The 20653-nt window shown below is 64.9% G+C and carries 19 protein-coding genes; 10 read left to right on the plus strand and 9 right to left on the minus strand.

The genetic code is table 11. From position 1 onward, the window contains the following. Window position 1: 1 nt before the first annotated feature. Window positions 2-1555 carry a substrate-binding domain-containing protein gene (locus tag RBB42_RS01715; protein WP_305967914.1) on the plus strand — a complete coding sequence of 518 codons (1554 nt, stop codon included), beginning with the start codon at window positions 2-4 and terminating at the stop codon, window positions 1553-1555. Between the two features lie 7 nt (window positions 1556-1562). Here the strand turns inward: RBB42_RS01715 and radC are convergent, their stop codons facing one another. The 3 genes from radC to dnaK form a co-directional block, all read right to left on the minus strand. Next, window positions 1563-2327, minus strand: coding sequence for a RadC family protein (gene radC / locus RBB42_RS01720; RefSeq protein ID WP_305967913.1), 765 nt, complete (start codon window positions 2325-2327; stop codon window positions 1563-1565). A 172-nt stretch (window positions 2328-2499) separates the two neighbouring features. After that, window positions 2500-3648: a molecular chaperone DnaJ gene (gene dnaJ, locus RBB42_RS01725; protein ID WP_305967912.1), complete on the minus strand. Its 1149-nt coding sequence runs from the start codon at window positions 3646-3648 to the stop codon at window positions 2500-2502. An 81-nt stretch (window positions 3649-3729) separates the two neighbouring features. Further along, window positions 3730-5649 carry a molecular chaperone DnaK gene (gene dnaK, locus RBB42_RS01730; protein WP_305967911.1) on the minus strand — a complete coding sequence of 640 codons (1920 nt, stop codon included), beginning with the start codon at window positions 5647-5649 and terminating at the stop codon, window positions 3730-3732. A gap of 224 nt (window positions 5650-5873) precedes the next feature. Between dnaK and RBB42_RS01735 the strand changes: the two genes are divergently transcribed. Continuing rightward, window positions 5874-6476, plus strand: a complete 603-nt coding sequence (locus RBB42_RS01735) for an alpha-ketoglutarate-dependent dioxygenase AlkB family protein (protein WP_305967910.1) — start codon at window positions 5874-5876, stop codon at window positions 6474-6476. A gap of 17 nt (window positions 6477-6493) precedes the next feature. Here the strand turns inward: RBB42_RS01735 and RBB42_RS01740 are convergent, their stop codons facing one another. From RBB42_RS01740 to RBB42_RS01750, 3 genes are read right to left on the minus strand one after another with little or no spacing between them, the layout of a single operon-like run. Then, window positions 6494-7096, minus strand: coding sequence for an SH3 domain-containing protein (locus RBB42_RS01740; RefSeq protein WP_305967909.1), 603 nt, complete (start codon window positions 7094-7096; stop codon window positions 6494-6496). 13 nt (window positions 7097-7109) lie between these two features. Further along, window positions 7110-7706: a COG3650 family protein gene (locus RBB42_RS01745; protein WP_305967908.1), complete on the minus strand. Its 597-nt coding sequence runs from the start codon at window positions 7704-7706 to the stop codon at window positions 7110-7112. A gap of 46 nt (window positions 7707-7752) precedes the next feature. Further along, window positions 7753-8583 carry an ABC transporter permease gene (locus RBB42_RS01750; RefSeq protein WP_305967907.1) on the minus strand — a complete coding sequence of 277 codons (831 nt, stop codon included), beginning with the start codon at window positions 8581-8583 and terminating at the stop codon, window positions 7753-7755. A 128-nt stretch (window positions 8584-8711) separates the two neighbouring features. On the opposite strand from RBB42_RS01750, the gene cysQ reads away from it, so the two are divergent. The 8 genes from cysQ (at window position 8712) to RBB42_RS01790 (ending at window position 18114) form a co-directional block, all read left to right on the plus strand. Further along, entirely contained in the window at window positions 8712-9509 is a 798-nt protein-coding gene (cysQ, locus tag RBB42_RS01755; protein ID WP_305967906.1) for a 3'(2'),5'-bisphosphate nucleotidase CysQ, read from the plus strand. 6 nt (window positions 9510-9515) lie between these two features. Further along, window positions 9516-10739 carry a glycosyltransferase family 2 protein gene (locus RBB42_RS01760; protein WP_305967905.1) on the plus strand — a complete coding sequence of 408 codons (1224 nt, stop codon included), beginning with the start codon at window positions 9516-9518 and terminating at the stop codon, window positions 10737-10739. A 139-nt stretch (window positions 10740-10878) separates the two neighbouring features. Then, window positions 10879-11769, plus strand: coding sequence for a UTP--glucose-1-phosphate uridylyltransferase GalU (galU, locus tag RBB42_RS01765; protein WP_305967904.1), 891 nt, complete (start codon window positions 10879-10881; stop codon window positions 11767-11769). 4 nt (window positions 11770-11773) lie between these two features. Continuing rightward, window positions 11774-12757, plus strand: a complete 984-nt coding sequence (galE, locus tag RBB42_RS01770) for a UDP-glucose 4-epimerase GalE (protein ID WP_305967903.1) — start codon at window positions 11774-11776, stop codon at window positions 12755-12757. Next, window positions 12738-13922, plus strand: a complete 1185-nt coding sequence (locus RBB42_RS01775; RefSeq protein ID WP_305967902.1) for a glycosyltransferase family 4 protein — start codon at window positions 12738-12740, stop codon at window positions 13920-13922. Before galE ends, RBB42_RS01775 begins: the two co-directional genes overlap by 20 nt. Window positions 13923-13972: 50 nt before the next feature. Then, on the plus strand, window positions 13973-14983 hold the full coding sequence (locus tag RBB42_RS01780; RefSeq protein WP_305967901.1) for a glycosyltransferase family 2 protein: 1011 nt from the start codon (window positions 13973-13975) through the stop codon (window positions 14981-14983). After that, entirely contained in the window at window positions 14980-16680 is a 1701-nt protein-coding gene (locus tag RBB42_RS01785) for a DUF5927 domain-containing protein (protein WP_305967900.1), read from the plus strand. The genes RBB42_RS01780 and RBB42_RS01785 overlap by 4 nt, the downstream gene beginning before the upstream one ends. 6 nt (window positions 16681-16686) lie before the next feature. Continuing rightward, a complete protein-coding gene (locus RBB42_RS01790) occupies window positions 16687-18114 on the plus strand; it encodes a sulfotransferase family 2 domain-containing protein (RefSeq protein WP_305967899.1) in 1428 nt (475 codons plus the stop codon). A gap of 83 nt (window positions 18115-18197) precedes the next feature. Here the strand turns inward: RBB42_RS01790 and prfH are convergent, their stop codons facing one another. The 3 genes from prfH to RBB42_RS01805 all read right to left on the minus strand — a co-directional run bounded on the left by prfH (window position 18198) and on the right by RBB42_RS01805 (window position 20640). After that, the gene (gene prfH, locus RBB42_RS01795) at window positions 18198-18806 is read right to left on the minus strand and encodes a peptide chain release factor H (RefSeq protein ID WP_305967898.1); all 609 of its coding nucleotides are present in this window, start codon (window positions 18804-18806) and stop codon (window positions 18198-18200) included. Beyond that, window positions 18806-19918 carry an RNA ligase RtcB family protein gene (locus tag RBB42_RS01800; RefSeq protein WP_305967897.1) on the minus strand — a complete coding sequence of 371 codons (1113 nt, stop codon included), beginning with the start codon at window positions 19916-19918 and terminating at the stop codon, window positions 18806-18808. The genes prfH and RBB42_RS01800 overlap by 1 nt, the downstream gene beginning before the upstream one ends. Before the next feature lie 257 nt (window positions 19919-20175). Beyond that, window positions 20176-20640, minus strand: a complete 465-nt coding sequence (locus tag RBB42_RS01805; protein ID WP_305967896.1) for a PTS sugar transporter subunit IIA — start codon at window positions 20638-20640, stop codon at window positions 20176-20178. Window positions 20641-20653: the final 13 nt, after the last annotated feature.

A 20653-nucleotide genomic window follows, 5' to 3' on the forward strand; every position in this document is an offset into this window, starting at 1 on the left:
CATGTCGATCAGTCGTGCGGCGGTATTCGCCGCACTTTTCCTTTTCATTCAGGCCGGTTGCGCCCTGGCACAGGACATCACGCTGAAATCGCGGGATGGCAGCATCGCCTTGTCCGGCAACCTGCTGGGGTTCGACGGCGAGTTCTACCGGATCGAAACGCGTTTTGGCGAGTTGACCGTCGACGGCTCGGGCGTGACCTGCACCGGCGTCGGCTGCCCTTCCCTGACCGACTATGTCGCGGAAGTGACGATTTCCGGCTCTGCCAGTGTCGGCCACGGGCTGATGCCTGCCCTGGTCGAGGGTTTTGCCGCCCGCAGCGGGTTGCAGGCAGAGCGTATCGGAACGTCCAGCGGGACCGTCTATGCCCTGCGCAAACCGGGCGGGCGTGTCCTTGGCCGGTTCACCTTTCGCGTCACCAACACCGACAACGGCTTTGCCGACCTGCTGGCGGACGAGGCCGATATCGTCATGGCCCTGCGCGAAATCCGCCCCGAGGAAGCGGCCCGCGCCCGCGCGGCGGGACTGGGGGACCTGACGGCGCCCAACCGCTCTCGCGTGCTGGCGCTGGATGCGGCGGTGCCGATCGTGTCGCCGCGCAATCCGGTTGACCGGTTGTCGATCGCGCAACTGGTCGATGTGCTATCGGGTCGGATCACCAACTGGTCCGATCTGGGCGGCCCGGATGCGCCGATCACGCTGCACCTGCGGGGCGAAGGCTCTGGCATGGTGCAGGGCTTGCAGGACCGCCTGTTGCGCCCCGCACGCCTGGAACTGGTTGACGGCGCACGACGCCACGACAGCAACACCGCGCTTGTCCGCGCGGTGGCGGTCGATCCCTTCGGGTTGGGATTGGCCAGCTATGCCGAGACGGGCGTGACCCGGCCGCTGGTGCTGGCCGGGGCCTGCGGCTTTACCCTGCGGGCGGCGCGGCGCAGCATCAAGACCGAGGACTATCCGCTGACGGCGCCGATGTTCCTGTATATCCCCGCGCGGCGCCTGCCCAAGCTGGCGCGCGATTTCCTGGCCTATTCGCACGGGTCGTCGGCCCAGATCACGATCCGCAAGGCCGGTTTCATCGACCAGGCCCCCGAGGAAGTTGCGTTGGATCTGCAGGGCAACCGCCTGGCCAATGCCATCGCCGTCGCAGAGGGCGAAGAAGGGCTGGCGGCCCTGCAGGACATGGTGGCTACGCTTGGGCCGATGCAACGCCTGACGACCACCTTCCGGTTCGAAACCGGATCGACGAAGCTGGACGCGCAGTCCCGCTCTAACGTCCTGGCCCTGGCCCGCGCGCTGGAGGCCGGGAACCATGACGGACGTGAGCTTGTCTTTGTCGGCTTCTCGGACGGGGTGGGACCGGCGGCGGCCAATCTGGACATCGCGCGGCGACGGGCCGAGGCCGTGCGCACAGCGGTCGAGGACGCGGCCGAAACGGCTGACCTGGACCGGGTGCAGATCAGCGCCCGAGCCTTTGGCGAGGCCCTGCCGATGGCCTGCGACGACAGCGCCTGGGGGCGCCAGGTAAACCGGCGGGTGGAGGTCTGGGTCCGCTAGGGGGCCGTCAGAGAAGCCCCTCGCTGCGGAAACTCAGCTCTCGTGATTTCCCGATCACCAGGTGATCGTGTAGCGTGATGCCCAAGGCATCGGCCGCCACCTGGATCTGTGCCGTCATGTCGATATCTGCCTGGCTGGGCGTCGGATCGCCGGACGGGTGGTTATGCACCAGGATGAGCGCCGAGGCGTTGAGCTCCAGCGCCCGTTTCACCACCTCACGCGGGTAGACGGGCACATGATCGACCGTGCCGCGCGCCTGCGGCTCGTCGGCGATCAGCACGTTCTTGCGGTCGAGAAACAGGATCCGGAACTGTTCGGTGTCGCGGTGGGACATGGTGGTCTGGCAATAGTCGATCAGCGCGTCCCAGCTGCTGACCACCTGTTTGCGCAGGACCCGCGACCGCGCCAGACGGTGCGCGGCCGCCTCGACGATCTTGAGCTCCGTCACGACGGCCTCTCCGACTCCATTGACCTCTTTCAGGCGATGCAGGGGCGCCGAGACGACGCCGTTGAAATCCCCGAAGGTATCCAGCAGCAGGCGCGCCAGTGGCTTGACGTCCCGCCGCGGGATGGCCCGGAACAGAACCAGTTCCATCAATTCGTAGTCCGGCAGGGCCTCGGCGCCGCCGATCAGGAACCTCTCGCGCAGGCGCGCACGGTGGTCCCGGATGTAGGACGGCAGTTTCTGCGCGCCCGGTCCGGGCCGGGCGGGTGCCTCGTCATGATCGAAGAGGGCAGCCTGTGAGTCGGAGAAATGCGGTCCTCGGGTCATGCCCGCGATGGTGGCGCACCGAAGTGAACAGTTGGTTAACGGACCTGAACAATCTGCGAACGCAAAGGCGCCACGCACGGCCCGTGCATGGCGCCTGTCACGTCGGGAGCGCCCCGTGATCTGACCGAACCCTCCACTGGAGGCTTCGCCGCGCGGAGCGCGGTGCGTCAGATCATCCCTTCATGGAGTCCCAGAAATTCTTCACCGAGGTGAAGAAACTGTGCGATTCCGGGTTGTTGTCTTCGGCCAGGGATTCGAACTCACGCAGGAGTTCCTTCTGTTTCAACGTCAGGTTGACCGGGGTTTCCACCGCAAGCTCGATGAACATGTCACCAGCGGCCCCGCCGCGCAGCGCCGGCATGCCCTTGCCACGCAGGCGCATCTGGCGGCCGGACTGGCTACCCGAGGGGATCTTGACGCGCGAGCGGCCGCCGTCGATCGTCGGCACCTCGATGTCGCCGCCCAGTGCGGCCACGGTCATCGAAACCGGCACGCGGCAGTGCAATTCGGCGCCGTCACGTTCAAAGATCTTGTGCGGCTCGACCTCGATGAAGATGTAAAGATCGCCCGGAGGACCACCCCGCATCCCGGCCTCACCTTCGCCCGCAAGGCGAATGCGGGTGCCCGTTTCCACACCCGCGGGGATGTTCACCGACAAGGCGCGTTCCTTCTGCACCCGGCCCGCACCGCCGCAGTTGTTGCAGGGGTTCTTGATGATCTGGCCCAGGCCCGAACAGGTCGGACAGGTCCGTTCCACGGTAAAGAACCCTTGCGTCGCGCGGACCTTGCCCAGGCCCGAACAGGTCGGACAGGTGGTCGGTTCTGCCCCGCCTTCGGCACCCGAGCCATTGCATTCATCACACTGGATCGAGGTCGGCACCTTGATCGTCTTTTGCAGACCGTTGTAAGCCTCTTCCAGCGTCACCCGCAGGTTGTAGCGCAGGTCAGCCCCGCGGGCCGCACGCTGGCGCCCCCCCTGGCGGCCCCCCATGAAATCGCCGAAGAGATCGTCGAAGACGTCCGAAAAGGCGCTGGCGAAATCGGCGTTGCCGCCACCCATGCCGCCGCCGGGACGCGGGCCTCCGCCCATGCCGCCTTCGAAGGCCGCGTGGCCGAAGCGGTCGTAGGCCGCCTTCTTGTCGGCATCCTTCAGAACGTCATAGGCCTCGTTGGCCTCCTTGAACTGCGACTCGGCCTCCGGGTTGTCGGCGTTGCGGTCCGGGTGCAGTTCCTTGGCCTTCTTGCGGTAGGCTTTCTTGATCTCGTCTGCCGATGCACCGCGCGCGAGGCCGAGTACGTCGTAATAGTCTCGTTTGGACATGGTCGTCCTCCTCGTTGCGGAACGTCATGGGGCCGGCCCGGTGTCCGGACCGGCCCCAGATTGGTTCCGAGGGCGCTGGCCTCAGGCCCGCTTGTTGTCGTCGAGATCCTCGAAATCGGCGTCGACGATGTCGTCGTCGCCCGGACCTGCAGCGTCATCGGCGGCCTCGGGGGCGTCGGCGCCTTCCTCGGCCTGGGCCTTGTAGATCGCTTCGCCCAGCTTCATGGCCGCTTCGGTCACGTTCTGGATCCCGCCCTTGAGCTTCTCGGCAGTGACGTCGTCCTTTTCGAGATCGTCCTTGAGCGCGGCCACGGCCAGTTCGATCGCCTCGACGGTCGAGGGATCGACCTTGTCGCCATGCTCCTCGATCGACTTCTCGGTCGAGTGGATGAGGCTTTCGGCCTGGTTGCGCGCCTCGACCAGCTCCTTGCGGGCCTTGTCGGCGTCGGCGTTCTCTTCCGCTTCCTTGACCATCCGCTCGATGTCGTCATCCGACAGACCGCCCGAGGCCTGGATGGTGATCTTCTGCTCCTTGTTGGTGCCCTTGTCCTTGGCACCGACAGAGACGATGCCGTTGGCATCGATGTCGAAAGTCACCTCGATCTGCGGCATGCCACGCGGCGCCGGCGGGATTTCCTCGAGGTTGAACTGGCCCAGCATCTTGTTGTCCGCAGCCATCTCGCGCTCACCCTGGAAGACGCGGATCGTCACGGCCGACTGGTTGTCCTCGGCGGTGGAGAAGATCTGCGACTTCTTGGTCGGGATTGTGGTGTTTCGGTCGATCAGGCGGGTAAAGACACCGCCCAGCGTCTCGATGCCGAGGCTCAGCGGGGTCACGTCCAGCAGAACCACGTCCTTGACGTCACCCTGCAGCACGCCGGCCTGGATGGCGGCGCCCATCGCGACGACCTCGTCCGGGTTCACGCCCTTGTGGGGCTCCTTGCCGAAGAACTTGGTCACTTCCTCGATGACCTTGGGCATACGGGTCTGACCGCCGACCAGAACGATCTCGTCGATCTCGTCCTTGGAGATGCCGGCATCCTTGAGCGCGGCCTGGCAGGGCTTGATCGAGTTCTTGATCAGGTCGCCGACGAGGCTTTCCAGCTTGGCGCGGGTCAGCTTCATCACCATGTGCAGCGGCTGGCCGTTGGAGCCCATCGAGATGAACGGCTGGTTGATCTCGGTCTGGGTGGCCGAGGACAGTTCGATCTTGGCCTTTTCCGCCGCCTCTTTCAGGCGCTGCAGGGCCATCTTGTCCTTGGTCAGGTCGACTTGGTGCTCTTTCTTGAATTCGTCCGCCAGGTAGTTGACGATCCGCATGTCGAAGTCTTCACCACCCAGGAAGGTGTCACCGTTGGTCGACTTCACCTCGAACAGGCCGTCGTCGATTTCCAGGATGGTCACGTCGAAGGTACCGCCGCCAAGGTCGTAGACCGCGATGGTTTTCGAATCCTTCTTGTCGAGACCATAGGCCAGCGCGGCGGCCGTCGGCTCGTTGATGATGCGCAGCACTTCGAGCCCGGCGATCTTGCCGGCGTCCTTGGTGGCCTGACGCTGGGCGTCGTTGAAGTAGGCCGGGACGGTGATGACCGCCTGGGTCACTTCCTCGCCAAGATAGCTCTCGGCGGTTTCCTTCATCTTCTGCAGCGTGAAGGCCGAAACCTGCGAGGGCGAGTATTTCTCGCCACGGGTTTCCACCCAGGCGTCGCCGTTGCCGCCGTCGATGATCTTGTAGGGGACAATGTCCTTGTCCTTGGTGACCTCGGGGTCACCGACGCGGCGGCCGATCAGGCGCTTGACCGCGAAGACGGTGTTTTCCGGGTTGGTCACGGCCTGCCGCTTGGCGGGCTGGCCGACCAGTCGCTCATCTTCGGTGAAGGCGACAATGGAGGGGGTGGTGCGTGCACCTTCGGCGTTCTCGATCACGCGGGCCTGGGAACCATCCATGATGGCCACGCAGGAGTTGGTGGTGCCGAGGTCGATACCGATCACTTTACCCATGTTTCGATCCCTTTCATTCTCAAGGCGATGTCACGAGGCGACGGACCCGCTACGGCATCCAGCCCCGTATGGTGGTCGCCGGGCACGCTGCAAGGGGCGTGCCCGGCGTTCGGAGGACATATAAGGAGGGCCATGAGGGCCTGCAAGCGTCCTGATGACTGCATTTGACGGCTTTCTCGTTAACATCGGTTGGCATCCGGCCCGCTTTCCTTGACAACCGCCTCATGACCGATGCGATCACGCAAAATGGCTTTGTCATCCATCCCGGCTTTCTCGACCGTCCGGCGCAGGAGGCCCTCGTGGACCGCCTGCGCGAGGTTCTGGCACGGGCGCCGCTGTTCACGCCACGCACGCGGCGCGGGCCGATGTCGGTGCGGATGAGCGCCGCGGGCACATTTGGCTGGTACAGCGACAGCAAGGGCTATCGCTATGAAAGGCGCCACCCGGACGGCATGGACTGGCCGCCGATCCCCGAAGAGGTGCTGACAATCTGGCGCGGTGTCTCGGGCTGTGCGCGGCTGCCGGAGTGCTGCCTGATCAACTGGTACAGCGAGGGCGCCCGCATGGGATTGCACCGCGACGAGGACGAGGCAGATTTCTCCTGCCCGGTGGTCTCTGTCTCGCTGGGGGACGAGGGGCTGTTTCGCATGGGCAACGTGGACCGCGGCGGCAAGACCTCGTCGATCTGGCTGAAATCCGGGGACGTGGTGGTGATGGGGGGTGAGGCCCGGCTGGCGTTTCACGGGCTGGACCGGATCCGCTTCGGCTCGTCCACGCTGTTGCCGAACGGCGGGCGCATCAACCTGACGCTGCGGGTGGTGACCTGAGCATCCGGGCCGCGGCCCTAGTCTGACAGCGCGCAGCAGCCGGAATAGACGTATCCATCCGCGCCAGTGACGATCAATGTCGCATCCAGCGCGAATTCATTGTCGGACATGCCATCGTCGCAATAGGCCCCGGCCACGACAAGCGCCAGGTCGCGGCTGCCATCCGTGCCCTGCAGGACGTACTTTTCCAACGGGTTGTAGGCCCTCTGGAACAGGCCGACGGAAAACCTGTCGCCGGATTCGTAGTTCATCGGTGTCCGGACCAGGGCATCCTTTCCCGCGAACACCTCGACATCCCAGAAGGGTTCGGTACCGCCGCAGGTCACGCGGCGGACATTGGGCAGATCGCCGTCCGCACGCGGAGAAAGATAGCGCAGCGAGGCCCAGCCGGGCTGTTCTCCGGTATTCACGAGGCCCCAGTTGCCCTCGGCCCGGACCACCTCGACCGCGCGGGCGTCAAAGGCCAGTTCGCCGACCTTGTCGTGACTCGCACCCGGCCCGGCTCGCAGGTTCAGCACGTCGTCAGAGGCCACGCCCACGACGTCATGCAGGCGCGGATAGCTGTCCTGGGCCGCGGCGGCGGTGCCAAGGACCAGCAGTGCAAGCAGACCCCGCAGCATCGCCGCCCCCGCCTCAGTTCACGTCCAGCGAACAGCAGCCGGTGTAGACCTGCGTTTCATAGCCGCCGATCACCACCGCGCCGGAATAGCCGAACTTGTAGTCGGACATGCCGTCGGTGCAGATTTCATGCGTCATGACCAAGGTCACATGTTCGCCCATCTTGGCGCCCAGCAGGGCAAAGGGGTGATCGCGGCTGGTGGCGGTGGTCAGGTTCGACGCGCTGAACACCTTGTCGTCGTCATCCGGCCGGGTGAAGGTCAGCTTGTCGTCCTGAACCACGGTCGCGCTCCAGAACGGTTCGGTGCCGAAACACTTGAACTGGTAACCGGCGGGCAGTTCGGTGCCCTCCTGGCGCTCCATCGACTCCAGCGGCACCCAGCCGGACAGGCCAGCGACGTTGACCCGGCCCCAGCCGTCGTCTTCCTCGATCACCTCGACCAGCCGGGCATCATGATCCAGCGCGCCGATCACGGTACCGTTCTCGGTGGGGCGGGTGCGCATGTTCAGCACATCGCCGTCATCGACCCCCGTGACATTGTAGAGCGCCGGGAAATCCTGCGCCGAAGCTGCCCCTGCAAGGCAAATGAAAATGGCTGCAAATCTATTCATTACTCTCGTCCTTATATCCGCGCCCCGGCCCGGAGGAGAGAGTGCGTCAGCGGCGCGCGCTCCACGAGGCCGAAGCGTGTTTGCGGGTGTAGAACTCACCCATGAGACCAATCATTACGAGGATGATACTCAGGTACAAAGCATATTCCGAGTCGGAATTCCGGGGGTTGTAATCCACGAAAGCGTACCCCCGCGACTGGTCGATGGTGTGGAAAAGGGGATTCCAGTCGAACATCACCAGCATGTAGCTGGGCAGGGTATTGGCCACGAACATCTTGCCGCTCGCGATCATGTTGGCGCGCTGGTACACGGTCGAGATGATGCTGACCGGGGTCGGGAACCAGGGCTTGGCCGCCAGGAAAACCAGCCCGATCGCCCCGCCCGAGAACCACGACAGCAGGATCATCGCCATGCAGCCGATGGGATCGTGGATCTCCTGCATGACGCCTGGGTTGAAGGCCACGTCGTAGACGAAGAGAATCACCATCAGCGACAGGATCTGGATGTAGAGCGTCGAGATCATCGCCGAGGCGATGGCGATGGCCGTGTTCATCGGCGCATGCTGCATCATCGGGCTGGCGGGCCCTTCGGAGCCGGCGACGGCGCCCAGCGTCTTGGTGTGCGTCATGAAGAGAAAGACGCCGGTCATGATGTAGACGAGGAAATCGCCGCGCAGGGCCGCGCTGCGCATCCCGAGGATCTGGAACATGAAATAGAACGCCAGAACGAAGATGATCGTCTGCAGCATGTTCATGAAGATCGCGATGAAGGCATTTCCATGCGTCTTGCGCACCGCGCGCACGGAATTGTGGTAGATCAGTTCAAAGATGTAGATGAATGATCCCAACCGGGAGCGCGGTCTTGAAGCTTGAAACATCTTGCCTGCTCCGGGTGCGTCCTTGCAATCGAGCGCACACTTGTCGTTCTTGGTTGTGGGCAGCATAAGACCCGCAAGCTTTCAAATCAATAAACCCGCGCGAGGCCCGCGCGGTCTGGAGCCTTGTCATGAACTATTCCGAACTGACCACCGTGATGCGCCGACTGGCCCTGCAGGCGGGCGAAAAGATCATGGAGATCTACAACTCCGACGACTTCGAGGTCATGGTGAAGTCGGACAACAGCCCCGTCACCGTCGCGGACGAGGCCGCCGACGCGCTGATCTCCGAAGGCCTGCGCGCGGCCTTCCCGGACGTGGCGCTGGTGACCGAGGAACAGGCCGACAGCCACGATGTCTCAGCGATGACCTTCCTGATCGTCGACCCGCTGGACGGCACCAAGGAATTCATCAAACGCCGCGGCGACTTTACCGTGAACATCGCCCTGGTCGAGGATGGCGTGCCGACGCGGGGTGTCGTCTATGCCCCGGCCAAGGGCCGCATGTTCTTCACCGACAGCGTCGGCAAGTCGGTCGAGGAAACCGGCCCCTTCGACCTGGAAACAACCGGTGAGACCACGCCGATCAGCGTCACCGACCCCGACAACTCCAAGCTGATGGTGGTGGCGTCGAAATCGCACCGCGACCAGGCCACCGACGACTACATCGCCAAGTATGACGTCAAGGACATGACCAGCGCCGGTTCCTCTCTGAAGTTCTGCCTTGTCGCCACCGGCGAGGCCGATCTCTACCCGCGCCTGGGCCGCACGATGGAATGGGACACCGCCGCCGGTCATGCCGTCCTGCATGGCGCGGGAGGCCGGGTGGTCCGGTTCGACGACCACACCCCGCTGGCCTACGGCAAGGAAGGGTTCGCCAACCCCTTCTTCATCGCCTACGCTCCGGGGGTGGATTTGAAAGAGGCCTGAGCCAAAGTGACCCCGCCGGTCAGCATCGTCATCGTCAGCCGGGACCGACCGGCGGCGCTGATGCGGTGCCTGACCGGCGTGGCGCAACTGGACTATGCCCCGTTCGAGGTGGTCGTGGTCGCCTGCCCCGCCGGGGTGGCGGCGGTGACCAGCCGCCCGGATGCCCCCCGGATCAAGCTGGTTCCATACGACGAGGCCAATATCTCCAGCGCCCGAAATCTGGGCATCGGTGCGGCGAGCGGTGAAATTGTCGCCTTTGTCGACGATGACGCAGTACCGGAACCGCTCTGGCTCCGGCACCTCGTGGCGCCCTTTGCGGACCCCCGCGTGGCCTGCGCCGGCGGCTATGTGATCGGGCGCAACGGCATCTCGTACCAGTGGCGGGCGCGGACGGTCGACGTGACCGGCACCGCCCATGACCTGGACCTGACCGGCGACGACGCCGTTGTCCCCACCCCGCCCGAAGGCCAGGCCATCAAGACCGAAGGCACCAACATGGCGGTGCGCCGGTCCGTGCTGGCAGAGATGGGTGGCTTCGACCCGGCCTTTCGGTTCTACCTGGACGAGACGGACCTGAACCTGCGTCTTGCCGCCCGGGGACATCTGACCGCACTGGTACCGCTGGCACAGGTGCATCACGGCTTTGCCGAAAGCCCGCGCCGCGCCAGGGACCGCAGCCCGCGCGACCTGACCCAGATCAGCGCGTCGCAGATGATCTTTTTGCGCAAGCATTGCCCCGAGAAGGCGCGCAAACCCACCTGGAGGGCCTTTGTCCGCGCCCAGCGCCAACGGCTGTTGCGTTTCATGCAGCGCGGGCCGCTGGATCCGGGAGACGTGATACGGCTGATGCGGGGGCTGCGGCGGGGCGGAAAAGAGGGCGCGACCCGCCTCTTCGGCAGCACCCCGCCCATGCCTCCGCCGGCACGTCCTTTCCTATCCTATCCCGGTCACCCCGATGCACCGCGGCTGCACCTTTCGGGCCGCCCCTGGCAGGCCGCCCGTCTGCGTGCCGAGGCGGCGAAAGCCGTGGAAGGCGGCACGATCGTCAGCCTGTTCGTGTTTTCGCCCACGGCGCGGCGCCACCGGGTAACTTTCACCCCCGAGGGGATATGGCTGCAATCGGGCGGCACCTTCGGTCAAAGCGTGCGCGAGGGCCGCGCCATTCGACCGTGGTTCTTTTCTTCTCGCGTCTCGTCGGAGATTGTGCGAATTCAGAAAACACGAGGCTAATGCGCCATCGTAGGTCCGAAAGGCCCTCAATGACATATTGCGAACACAACTTTACCAAGGTTTTTGCCCTGCCCTAAGGTATGAAAGCCGCAAGGCCAGGCCCTGATCGGCCCGAAGGCAAGGACATATGGAGACTGTAATGAACACGAAAGTCACCAAGGCGATCTTTCCCGTGGCGGGGCTTGGCACCCGTTTCCTCCCGGCCACCAAATCCGTTCCCAAGGAAATCATGACCCTGGTGGACCGACCCCTGGTGCAATACGCCATCGACGAGGCCCGCGCCGCCGGAATCGAGGAATTCATCTTTGTCACCTCGCGCGGCAAAGGCGCGCTGGAGGATTATTTTGACGTGGCGCCCCAGCTCGAAGAGCAATTGCGCCAAAAGGGCAAGGACAAGCTGCTGGATATCCTGCTGTCGACCAACATGGACTCTGGCGAGATCGCCTATATCCGACAGCACAAGGCACTGGGCCTCGGTCACGCGATCTGGTGCGCCCGTCGGCTCATCGGCAACCAGCCCTTTGCCGTGATGCTGCCCGATGACGTGATCGCCGCGGAAAAGCCCTGCCTGCAGCAGATGGTCGAAGCCTATGCCGAGACCGGCGGCAACATGGTCGCCGCGATGGAAGTGCCGCGCGACAAGGTCAACGCCTACGGCGTGCTCGATTGTTCCGAGGACATGGGCCACATCGTCAAGGTGCAAGGCATGGTCGAGAAACCCAAGGCCGACGAGGCTCCGTCGAATCTGGCCGTGATCGGGCGCTACATCCTGTCTCCGGAAGTGTTCAAGCATCTGGAAAACCCGAAAACCGGCGCCGGGGGCGAGATCCAGTTGACCGATGCCATCGCCAAGGAAATCAACGGCGGCGGTGTCTACGGCTACCGCTTCAACGGCCAGCGGTTCGATTGCGGCTCGAAGGCCGGCTTCCTGCAGGCGACCGTCGCCTTTGGCCTGGCCCGCGACGACCTGAAGGATGACCTGGGCGCCTATCTCGACGAACTGGCGGTAACCCGCAAGGCGGCGGAATAACTTCGTGACGCAGGTACTGGTGACAGGCGGGGCAGGCTATGTCGGCAGCCACGCCTGCAAGGCATTGCGAGCGGCGGGCTACACGCCCGTCACCTACGACAACCTCGTCACCGGCTGGAAGGACGCGGTCAAGTTCGGGCCCTTCGAAAAGGGCGACCTGTCGGACCGTGCCCGCCTGGACGAGGTTTTCGCCAAGTGGCAGCCCATCGCCGTCATGCATTTCGCCGCCCTGTCACAGGTCGGCGAGGCGATGGCCAAGCCGGGCCTGTACTGGCGCAACAACGTCGAAGGCTCGCTGACCCTGATCGAGGCCGCCTGCGCAGCCGGATGCCTGGATTTCGTCTTTTCCTCGACCTGCGCGACCTACGGCGAACATGACAACGTCGTTCTGGACGAAAACACCCCGCAGGACCCGCTGAACGCCTATGGCGCGTCGAAACGGGCGGTGGAAAACATCCTGCGCGATTTCGAGACCTCGCACGGCCTGAAATCGGTGATCTTTCGCTATTTCAACGTGGCCGGCGCCGACCCCGAGGGCGAGGTCGGCGAGCATCACCGCCCAGAGACGCACCTGATCCCGGTCATGCTGGAGGCGGTGGATGGCAAGCGCCCCGGCCTGACCGTGCATGGCACGGACTATGATACCCCGGACGGCACCTGCATCCGCGATTATGTTCACGTCATGGACCTGGTCGAGGCGCATGTGCTGGGCCTGCGCTGGCTGCGCGACGGAAAGGGCAGCCGGGCCTTCAACCTGGGCACCGGGCGCGGCTTTTCCGTGCGCGAAGTGATCGAGGCGGCGGGACAGGTGACGAACATGCCCGTCCCCTGCACCGACGGGCCGCGCCGTGCGGGGGATGCGACCAAGCTCGTCTCCGGCTCGACCCGCGCCAGCGAGGACCTGGGATGGGAACCGTACCGCTCGACCATGCCGCAGATGATCGCCGACGCGTGGTACTGGCACAAACATGGCCACTACAGAAACTGACCGCCTGCTGGACCTGACCCGTCTGATCAGCCGGGCGGGTCGCCCCATGACCGGCGTCGACCGCGTTGAATTTGCCTATCTCACCCATCTCTTGCGGCATGGCCCTCTCTGGGGACTGATACGCACATCTCTGGGCTATGCGCTGCTGGATGCGCAGGGCTGTGCCGCCCTGCGCGACCGGATCGCGACAGGCAACTGGGGTGAGACCGACCGGCTGTCACGGATCAAACGCGGGCTGGACCCGATGCGCGCGCGGGCAGAATCCGACCTGCGACGCCTTTGCGTGGCGCGCTGCCTGCCGCTGCGCCTGTCGGCCATGCTGCGCCGCCACCTGCCGCGCGGGATCACCTATGTGAACACCGGCCATACGAACCTGACGGATCGCGTCCTGTCGGCGCTGCAGGGTATCGACGCCCGGGTGACCGTGTTCATCCACGACACGATCCCGCTGGACGTGCCGCAGTACCAGCGCCCCGGGACGGCTCACCGGTTCCGCCTGTTCCTGAACCGCGCCGCGCGGGCCGATCTGTTGGTCTGCAATTCGCGCCGGACAGAGGAAGAGCTGGCCCGGCACCTGCCGGCACAGCGCCTGCCGCAGACGATCTCGGCCCCCCTGGGCCTCGACCTGACAGAGCCGACACAGGCGCCCGTTGGCCCCTGGACCTCGCCCTATTTCGTCACCCTCGGCACCATCGAACCGCGCAAGAACCACGCCCTGCTGCTGGACCTCTGGAAAGACATGCCCGGGGCTCACCTGCTGATCTGCGGCAGTCGGGGCTGGGAAAACCACGCGGTTTTTCAGCGCCTTGACGCGCATCCGCCCCGTGTACACGAACTGCCCGGGCTGGATGACGGGCAGGTAGGCGCGCTGCTGCAAGGCAGCGCCGGCCTGCTCTTTCCCAGCCTGGCCGAAGGCTATGGCCTGCCCCCGGTCGAGGCGGCGGCGCTTGGCGTACCGTTGCTGCTGAACAACCTCCCGGTCTACTGGGAAGTCCTGGGCGACATTCCCGTTTACGCAGATGTTGCCGATCACTATCTATGGCTCAACGAGATAAGCCGGATGGCAGCAGATCATCAGGCAGGACGGACCCGCGCCGTAAAGGCGCCGCGCTTTGCGCCCCCGACATGGGAGGCGCATTTCAAAACGGTCTTAACCCTGACCTGATAGCAGCCGATCCCAGGGCGCCCCATCGGCGCGGTTGAAGAGGCACGAATTTGGGCGCATTGCAGGCATACCGGCTGCGGCTGCAGCGAAAACGCTGGCGTATCCGCGCCTTCCGCAAGCGGCGGGAACTGCGCCCGCTGTCCGACCGTACCGATCAAATCCGGCCCTCGGACATTCTGCTGTTCTCGACCCAGCGGAACGAAGCTGTCCGCCTGCCCTGGTTCCTGCGCTACTACCGCGAGATGGGGGTGGGTCATTTCTTCTTTGTCGACAACGACTCGACCGACGGCTCTGCGGACTACCTCGCCGAACAGCCGGATGTCTCTGTCTGGACCACGCGCGCCAGCTACAAGCGGGCCCGTTTCGGCATGGACTGGCTCAACTGGCTGCTGCTGAAGCACGCGCACGGCCACTGGGCGCTGACCGTCGATCCGGACGAATTCTTTCTCTACCCCTTCTGTGACACGCGCCCGCTGCGCGCGCTGACCGACTGGCTGGATGCCTCTTCTATCAAGTCGTTCTCGGCCATGCTGCTGGACATGTACCCCAAAGGCCGGATCGACCAGCATCCCTACGAGGCCGGGCAGGACCCGCTGGAAATCGCCAACTGGTTCGATGCCGGGAACTACACGATCAGCAAGAACCCGAAGTTCGGCAATCTCTGGATCCAGGGCGGCCCACGCGCGCGGATGTTCTTTGCCGACAAGCCCGCGCTGGCGCCGGCGCTGAACAAGATTCCGCTGGTGAAATGGGACCGGCGCTATGCCTATGTCTCTTCCACCCACAACCTTTTGCCGCGCGGTCTGAACCAGGTCTACGACGAATGGGGCGGGGAAAAGGCCAGCGGCATCCTGCTGCACACGAAATTCCTGTCCACCTTCGCCGACAAGGCCGAAGAAGAGCTGACACGCGGCGAGCACTACGGCGCCAGCCGAGAATACATCGCCTATGCCGAAGGCGTGCGCGAAAATCCGGAGCTCTGGTGCAAGTGGTCGGAACGCTACATCAACTGGCGCCAGCTTGAGATCCTCGGCCTCATGTCCAAGGGCAACTGGGCATGAGCGTCGGTATCGTCATGCTGGTCCACACCGCCTTTGACCGGGCGGAACAGGTGGCACGGCACTGGGCGGCGGGCGGCTGCCCGGTGGTAATCCATGTCGACGCCAAGGTCGGCAAGCCCGCGTTCGAGGCGTTCCGGAAAGCGCTGGCCGATATACCCGACGTGCGCTTTTCCAGGCGCCACCGATGCGAATGGGGCACTTGGGGCCTTGTCGCCGCCAGCCAGGACGCCGCCCAGCTTATGCTGGACAGCTTTCCCGAGGTCCAGCATGTCTACCTCTCGTCCGGCTCCTGCCTGCCGCTGCGCCCCGTGGCCGACCTGCGCACCTATCTGGCAGACCGCCCGCGCACTGATTTCATCGAAAGCGCCACCACGGCGGATGTGCCCTGGACGGTCGGCGGGCTGGATCATGAACGCTTCACGCTGCTGTTCCCGTTTTCCTGGCGCAACAGCCGTTATCTCTTCGACAAGTTCGTCGAACTGCAACGGGCGACAGGATATGCCCGCCGAATCCCGGCGGGGCTGGTGCCGCACATGGGCAGCCAGTGGTGGTGCCTGACGCGGCAGACCCTGACAGCGATCCTTCAGGACCCGCAGCGCCCCCGGTATGACCGGTATTTCCGCCGCGTCTGGATTCCGGACGAAAGCTATTTCCAGACGCTGGCGCGACTGTATTCCACGCGGATCGAGAGCCGGTCGTTGACCCTGTCCAAGTTCGATTTCCAAGGCAAGCCGCACATCTTCTACGACGACCACCTGCAGCTTTTGCGCCGGTCCGACTGTTTCGTCGCGCGCAAGATCTGGCCCCATGCGGACCGCCTGTACCAGTCCTTTCTCACCCAGCCGAACCGCGACCACCAGCGGCAGGAGCCGAATCCGGGCAAGATCGATCGGATCTTTGCCAAGGCGGTCGATCGCCGGACCCGTGGCCGCCCCGGCCTCTACATGCAAAGCCGGTTCCCCAACCGGGGTTGGGAAAACGGCGTGACTTCCGGGAAATACTCTGTCTTCCAAGGGTTTGCAGAGCTTTTCGACGGCTTCGAGAGCTGGCTCGCCAAGGCCACCGGCGCGCAGGTGCACGGGCATCTCTTTGCGCCGGACCGGGCGGACTTTGCCGGCGGCGAAACCGTCATCGCCGGGGCCCTGTCGGACAATGCGAACCTGCGGGATGCCAACCCAAAGGCCTTTCTGACCAACCTGCTGTGGAACACGCGCGGCGAACGCCAGTGTTTCCAGTACGGGCCGCGCGACAACCCCAAGATCCTGTGGCACATGGCGCGTGACCCCAACGCCCAGATCAGCGTGATTACTGGCGCATGGGCGGTGCCCCTGTTCCAGTCGGGCGGCGATTTCGCCGAAGTGAGGACCGAGGCCGCGCGCCTGCAAAAGATCGAGGCAAAGATGCTGGACGAACTGCGCCAGCCGGACGTCAAGGCCCGCATCCGCACATGGACGATGGCCGATTTCATCGAGGCCCCGATGGAACCCCTGCAGACGCTGATCGACGAGATCGGGCAAAGGAACAACCGCGGCCTGGCCGCAGCCCCGCGCCTGGTCGGGCTCAATGGCTTTGGCCAGTTCCTTCAGGACCTCAAGAACGAGGGGATGCACCCCTATCTCATGGGCGATTTCCCGGTCGATCCCCTGCCCCGGCGGCATCGCGGCAAGACCCGCAAGCCCTATCTTGTCAGGAAATAACGCCCTATGCCCCCGCCTTTCGACTGTTTCGTGATCTTCGCCGAGATGCGGACAGGGTCGAATTTCCTGGAGGCGAACCTGAACGCCTTTGACGGGCTGACCTGTCACGGTGAGGCGTTCAACCCACATTTCATCGGCTATCCCAACGCCTCGGACATCCTGGACATCACGCAACAGGAGCGTGACCGCGATCCTCATGGCCTGCTCGACCGCATCCGTACCGGCAGCGACGGCCTGGGGGGCTTTCGCTTTTTCCACGATCACGATCCCCGCGTGCTGGACAGGCTGCTGGCCGATCCGCGCGTTGCCAAGATCGTGCTGACGCGCAACCCCGCCGACAGCTATGTCTCCAAGAAGATCGCACAGGCCACCGGCCAATGGAAACTGACCAACGTCAAGAAACGCAAGGATGGGCTGGCGCGATTTGACGCCGAGGAGTTCGAGGCCCATCTGGCCGAGTTGCAGGAGTTTCAGATCAGGCTGCTGAACGCCCTGCAAACCACCGGTCAGACGGCGTTTTACGTCGCCTACGAGGATCTGCAGGACGTCGCCGTCATGAACGGGCTGGCACAATGGCTGGGGGTGGAGGCGCGGCTCGAAAGCCTCAATACCGCGCTAAAACGGCAGAACCCGCAGCCCACCGCCGAGAAGGTCGAAAACTACCAGGAGATGGCCGAGAGCCTTGCCCGGCTGGACCGTTTCAACCTGGCCCGGACACCCAATTTCGAACCACGCCGCGGGCCGGTGGTGCCCAGTTACATCGCCGCAGCCGAGACACCCCTGCTGTACATGCCGATCCGCTCCGGCCCCGAACGCGCGATCAAGGACTGGCTGGCGGCCCTGGACGGTGTCGGCACGGACAAACTGGTGGACAAGTTCACGCAGAGCAGCTTGCGCGCCTGGAAACGCGACCGACCGGGCCACCGCAGCTTTACCGTGATCCGGCATCCGCTAGCGCGTGCACATGACGCCTTTTGCTCCAAGATCCTGACCACGGAAAAGGGCGGGTTCCAGGGCATCCGCAAGGTGCTGCGCCGGGCGCACAACCTTCCCATCCCCGAGGGGGAGCCCGGGCCGGACTACGATGTAGACGCCCATCGCGAAGCGTTCACCGCCTGGCTGGCATGGGTCAAGGCGAACCTCAACGGCCAGACGGCGGTGCGGGTGGACGGCCACTGGGCAACGCAGGCACAATGCCTGCAGGGCATGGCCGAATTCACTCTCCCCGACATGATCGTGCGCGAGGACGAGATGCAGGCCTACCTGCCTGCGCTTGCGCTGCAGGTGGGTCACGGCACCCCTCCGGATCCGCAGCCGGTGCCAAACCGCGCACCGTTTTCCCTGGCCCAGATCTACGACGACCGGATCGAGGCGCTGGGGCGCGAGGCCTACCAGCGCGACTATACCATGTTCGGCTTCGACGACTGGGCGTGAAGGGGGGCGCTGCCGCCCGGCCTTCGGCCTCCCCCCGAGGTATCTGGACAACCGAAGAGGGGTATCATGCGGGGGTCGTTTCCTCACCGTTCGCGAAATCCCGGCCCCTCGAAGACGCGCGCCGGGTCGCCTCGTTGCAACTGGTGATGCAGCCAATGCGCCTGGCCGTCCCGCGCCGCCTGCGCCTCGGCGGCGTCCGCATCTGCCAGTGCCTGCAGCCGCTCCAGCGCCAGACGCCGGTTCTGGTGCTGCGAGCGCTGATCACGCACCACCACCGCATATGCACCCCAACGCGCACGGATGGCGCTGGAGGTCTTGTTCTGGTGCTGGCCGCCGGGGCCACCGGCACGGATCGCGGTCATCTCGACGTCGCGCGGGTCGATGTTCTCACCGCGCGCCGCGCCCGGCAGGCGAAACACCTGCACGAACCAGTTCTTGCGCTTGTGACGGGGACGCAGGGTGCTGGGGCACCGCCAAAGCAGCACACCTTCCCAGCGCGCCGCCAGCGCCTCGGCCCTCGGGCCGGTGAGCACGGCAATGGCCGAGACCGGGCCGTGGCGCCCTGCGCGTTCGGCCACGTCCAGCGTCACGCGATGCGCCTCTGCCTCGTCCGCCAGGCGGGTCAGGACATGGCCCACCGCCTGCTGGCATTCGCCCGGCCCGTTGCCGCTGGAAATCAACAGCGTCACCATCAGCGGCCTCCCTTGCAGGTCTTGAAGGTGATGAGCGGCGCCAGCGACGCCGCCCCCAGCGCAAGGCCGAAAGCCTCAAGATCGCCGAGCACCGCAGCCGCGTCCTTGTAGGCCGTGCCCGCCTCTTCGATCAGCAGGTCTCGGTCGGCGCAGATCACGCGCCCGCCGAACCGGGTCTGGCGCATTGCCTCCAGTTCCGATTTCACCCGACGGATACGGCCATGCATGGCGGCGCGGTCATAGCGACGCCCCGCCCCGTGCGAGACCGAACCCAGCGCCTCTGCCGGCCCCTCGGGCACCGCCATGAGGTAGCTCAGGCTTTCGCGCGACCCGGCCAGAGGGGCCAGACCGCGATCTGGCGCCGCCGCGCCCTTGCGGTGCAGCCAGCCGTCAACGCGCGCCTCGAGGTGGTTGTGCGGCGCATCGCAGATCAGGTCGGCCGAGCAGCGCAGCGCCTCTGCCGCCGCCTGCGCCAGCAAAGCCCGGTTGATCCGCGCCCAGACCTGCGCGGCATCATGCAGGGAAACATAGCTTTCCGCCGCCGCACTGCCGGGCAGAAAGCCGGTTTTCCAGCTGTCTTCGATCCCGGTGAAGACCCCGGCCCCATGCCCGCGAGAGCCGGTATGCACCAGCAGGCAGAGATCACCCGGCGCAAGGCCCGCTGTCGTGTCGTGCACCTCCTGCACCAGTTGCAACTCGCAGAAATGGTTGCCACCGCCCAGCGTGCCCAGCCCCTGCGGCCCCAGGGTTTCGGCCGGTGTTCCGGCCAGTGCGGCGCGGGCCTCGTCGGCTTCGGCACCATCTTCCAGCACCTCCAGCCGTCGTGCCGCCTTGTCCAGCTTCAGCTTGCGGCGCGGCAGGTCGAGCCGGTACAGCGCCATGCCGCAACCGATGTCCGGGCCGATCAGTTGCGGATAGATGCGGTCGGCCAGAAAGGCGCCACCGACCGGACCATAACGGCCCGGATGCAGGTCGGGGAAGCCGGCCACGGCAGCCATGCCGGGCCAGCCGGCAACTTGGTTCAGTTGATCGACGGCGCGCCCTTCGATCCAGGCGCCGTCAGAGTAGAATTCGCAGACACGCGCGCGTGCCGCGATGGGGGAATTGCCCATAGGTCCGTCTTTCTCAAATCATGAGAGGCGGCCCGCTAAGGGGCCGCAATGGCGGATCGTCCAAAGGGGATGGGGACGCGCCCGCAGGCGCAGGAAATCAGCGGCCCGAACGATCCAGGGAGGAAGCGGTGACGATAGATCCGGTCATGTGCGGCCCTCCTGTGTTGTCGGGGTGATGGATACGGATCAGTTACCCCGCCAGCGCATCGGCGCCAACGGGGGAATTCCTGACCTAACGCGGCTGTCGCGGAATTGTCTCAGGCGGCCTTGGAGGCCTCGGCCTCTGTCAGGATGGTGTAAAGCGTGGAGGGCTCGGGGTTTGCGCGCAGCTTGGCGCACAGCCCCTGGTCCCTAAGGCTGCGCGAGACGAGCGCCAGCGCCTTGAGATGTTCGACCCCGGCTTCCTCGGGAGCGAAGATCGCAAAGACGATGTCCACGGGTTGCCGGTCGACCGCGTCGAAATCGACGGGTTTGTCCAGCAGGATAAAGGCGCCCGCGACCTTGTCGATGCCCGGAATCCGCGCATGGGGCAGCGCCACCCCGTGGCCGACACCCGTCGGCCCCAGGGCCTCACGCTCCATCAGCGCCTCGAGGATTCGAGGCGCATTGACGCCATAGGCGCTCTCCGCGAGGTCCGAAATGTCATGCATCAATCGCTTTTTGCTGGAAGTCGAAGAAACGACTTTGACAGCAGACGGCGAGATGAGATCGACAAATTTCATGAGCAATGCCTGT

Origin of the sequence: Mameliella sp. MMSF_3455, from assembly GCF_030733205.1 — a bacterium.
GTDB lineage: Bacteria > Pseudomonadota > Alphaproteobacteria > Rhodobacterales > Rhodobacteraceae > Antarctobacter.

What these genes read in the sequence shown, in the direction of transcription:
- prfH (WP_305967898.1), bottom strand. Translation starts at nt 18,806, where the DNA reads ATGGTGACGCTGTTGATTTCCAGCGGCAACGGGCCGGGCGAATGCCAG.
- dnaJ (WP_305967912.1), bottom strand. Translation starts at nt 3,648, where the DNA reads ATGTCCAAACGAGACTATTACGACGTACTCGGCCTCGCGCGCGGTGCA.
- RBB42_RS01800 (WP_305967897.1), bottom strand. Translation starts at nt 19,918, where the DNA reads ATGGGCAATTCCCCCATCGCGGCACGCGCGCGTGTCTGCGAATTCTAC.
- RBB42_RS01735 (WP_305967910.1), top strand. Translation starts at nt 5,874, where the DNA reads ATGACCGATGCGATCACGCAAAATGGCTTTGTCATCCATCCCGGCTTT.
- cysQ (WP_305967906.1), top strand. Translation starts at nt 8,712, where the DNA reads ATGAACTATTCCGAACTGACCACCGTGATGCGCCGACTGGCCCTGCAG.
- radC (WP_305967913.1), bottom strand. Translation starts at nt 2,327, where the DNA reads ATGACCCGAGGACCGCATTTCTCCGACTCACAGGCTGCCCTCTTCGAT.
- RBB42_RS01785 (WP_305967900.1), top strand. Translation starts at nt 14,980, where the DNA reads ATGAGCGTCGGTATCGTCATGCTGGTCCACACCGCCTTTGACCGGGCG.
- RBB42_RS01745 (WP_305967908.1), bottom strand. Translation starts at nt 7,706, where the DNA reads ATGAATAGATTTGCAGCCATTTTCATTTGCCTTGCAGGGGCAGCTTCG.
- RBB42_RS01740 (WP_305967909.1), bottom strand. Translation starts at nt 7,096, where the DNA reads ATGCTGCGGGGTCTGCTTGCACTGCTGGTCCTTGGCACCGCCGCCGCG.
- RBB42_RS01775 (WP_305967902.1), top strand. Translation starts at nt 12,738, where the DNA reads ATGGCCACTACAGAAACTGACCGCCTGCTGGACCTGACCCGTCTGATC.
- galU (WP_305967904.1), top strand. Translation starts at nt 10,879, where the DNA reads ATGAACACGAAAGTCACCAAGGCGATCTTTCCCGTGGCGGGGCTTGGC.
- RBB42_RS01805 (WP_305967896.1), bottom strand. Translation starts at nt 20,640, where the DNA reads ATGAAATTTGTCGATCTCATCTCGCCGTCTGCTGTCAAAGTCGTTTCT.
- RBB42_RS01715 (WP_305967914.1), top strand. Translation starts at nt 2, where the DNA reads ATGTCGATCAGTCGTGCGGCGGTATTCGCCGCACTTTTCCTTTTCATT.
- RBB42_RS01750 (WP_305967907.1), bottom strand. Translation starts at nt 8,583, where the DNA reads ATGTTTCAAGCTTCAAGACCGCGCTCCCGGTTGGGATCATTCATCTAC.
- dnaK (WP_305967911.1), bottom strand. Translation starts at nt 5,649, where the DNA reads ATGGGTAAAGTGATCGGTATCGACCTCGGCACCACCAACTCCTGCGTG.
- RBB42_RS01790 (WP_305967899.1), top strand. Translation starts at nt 16,687, where the DNA reads ATGCCCCCGCCTTTCGACTGTTTCGTGATCTTCGCCGAGATGCGGACA.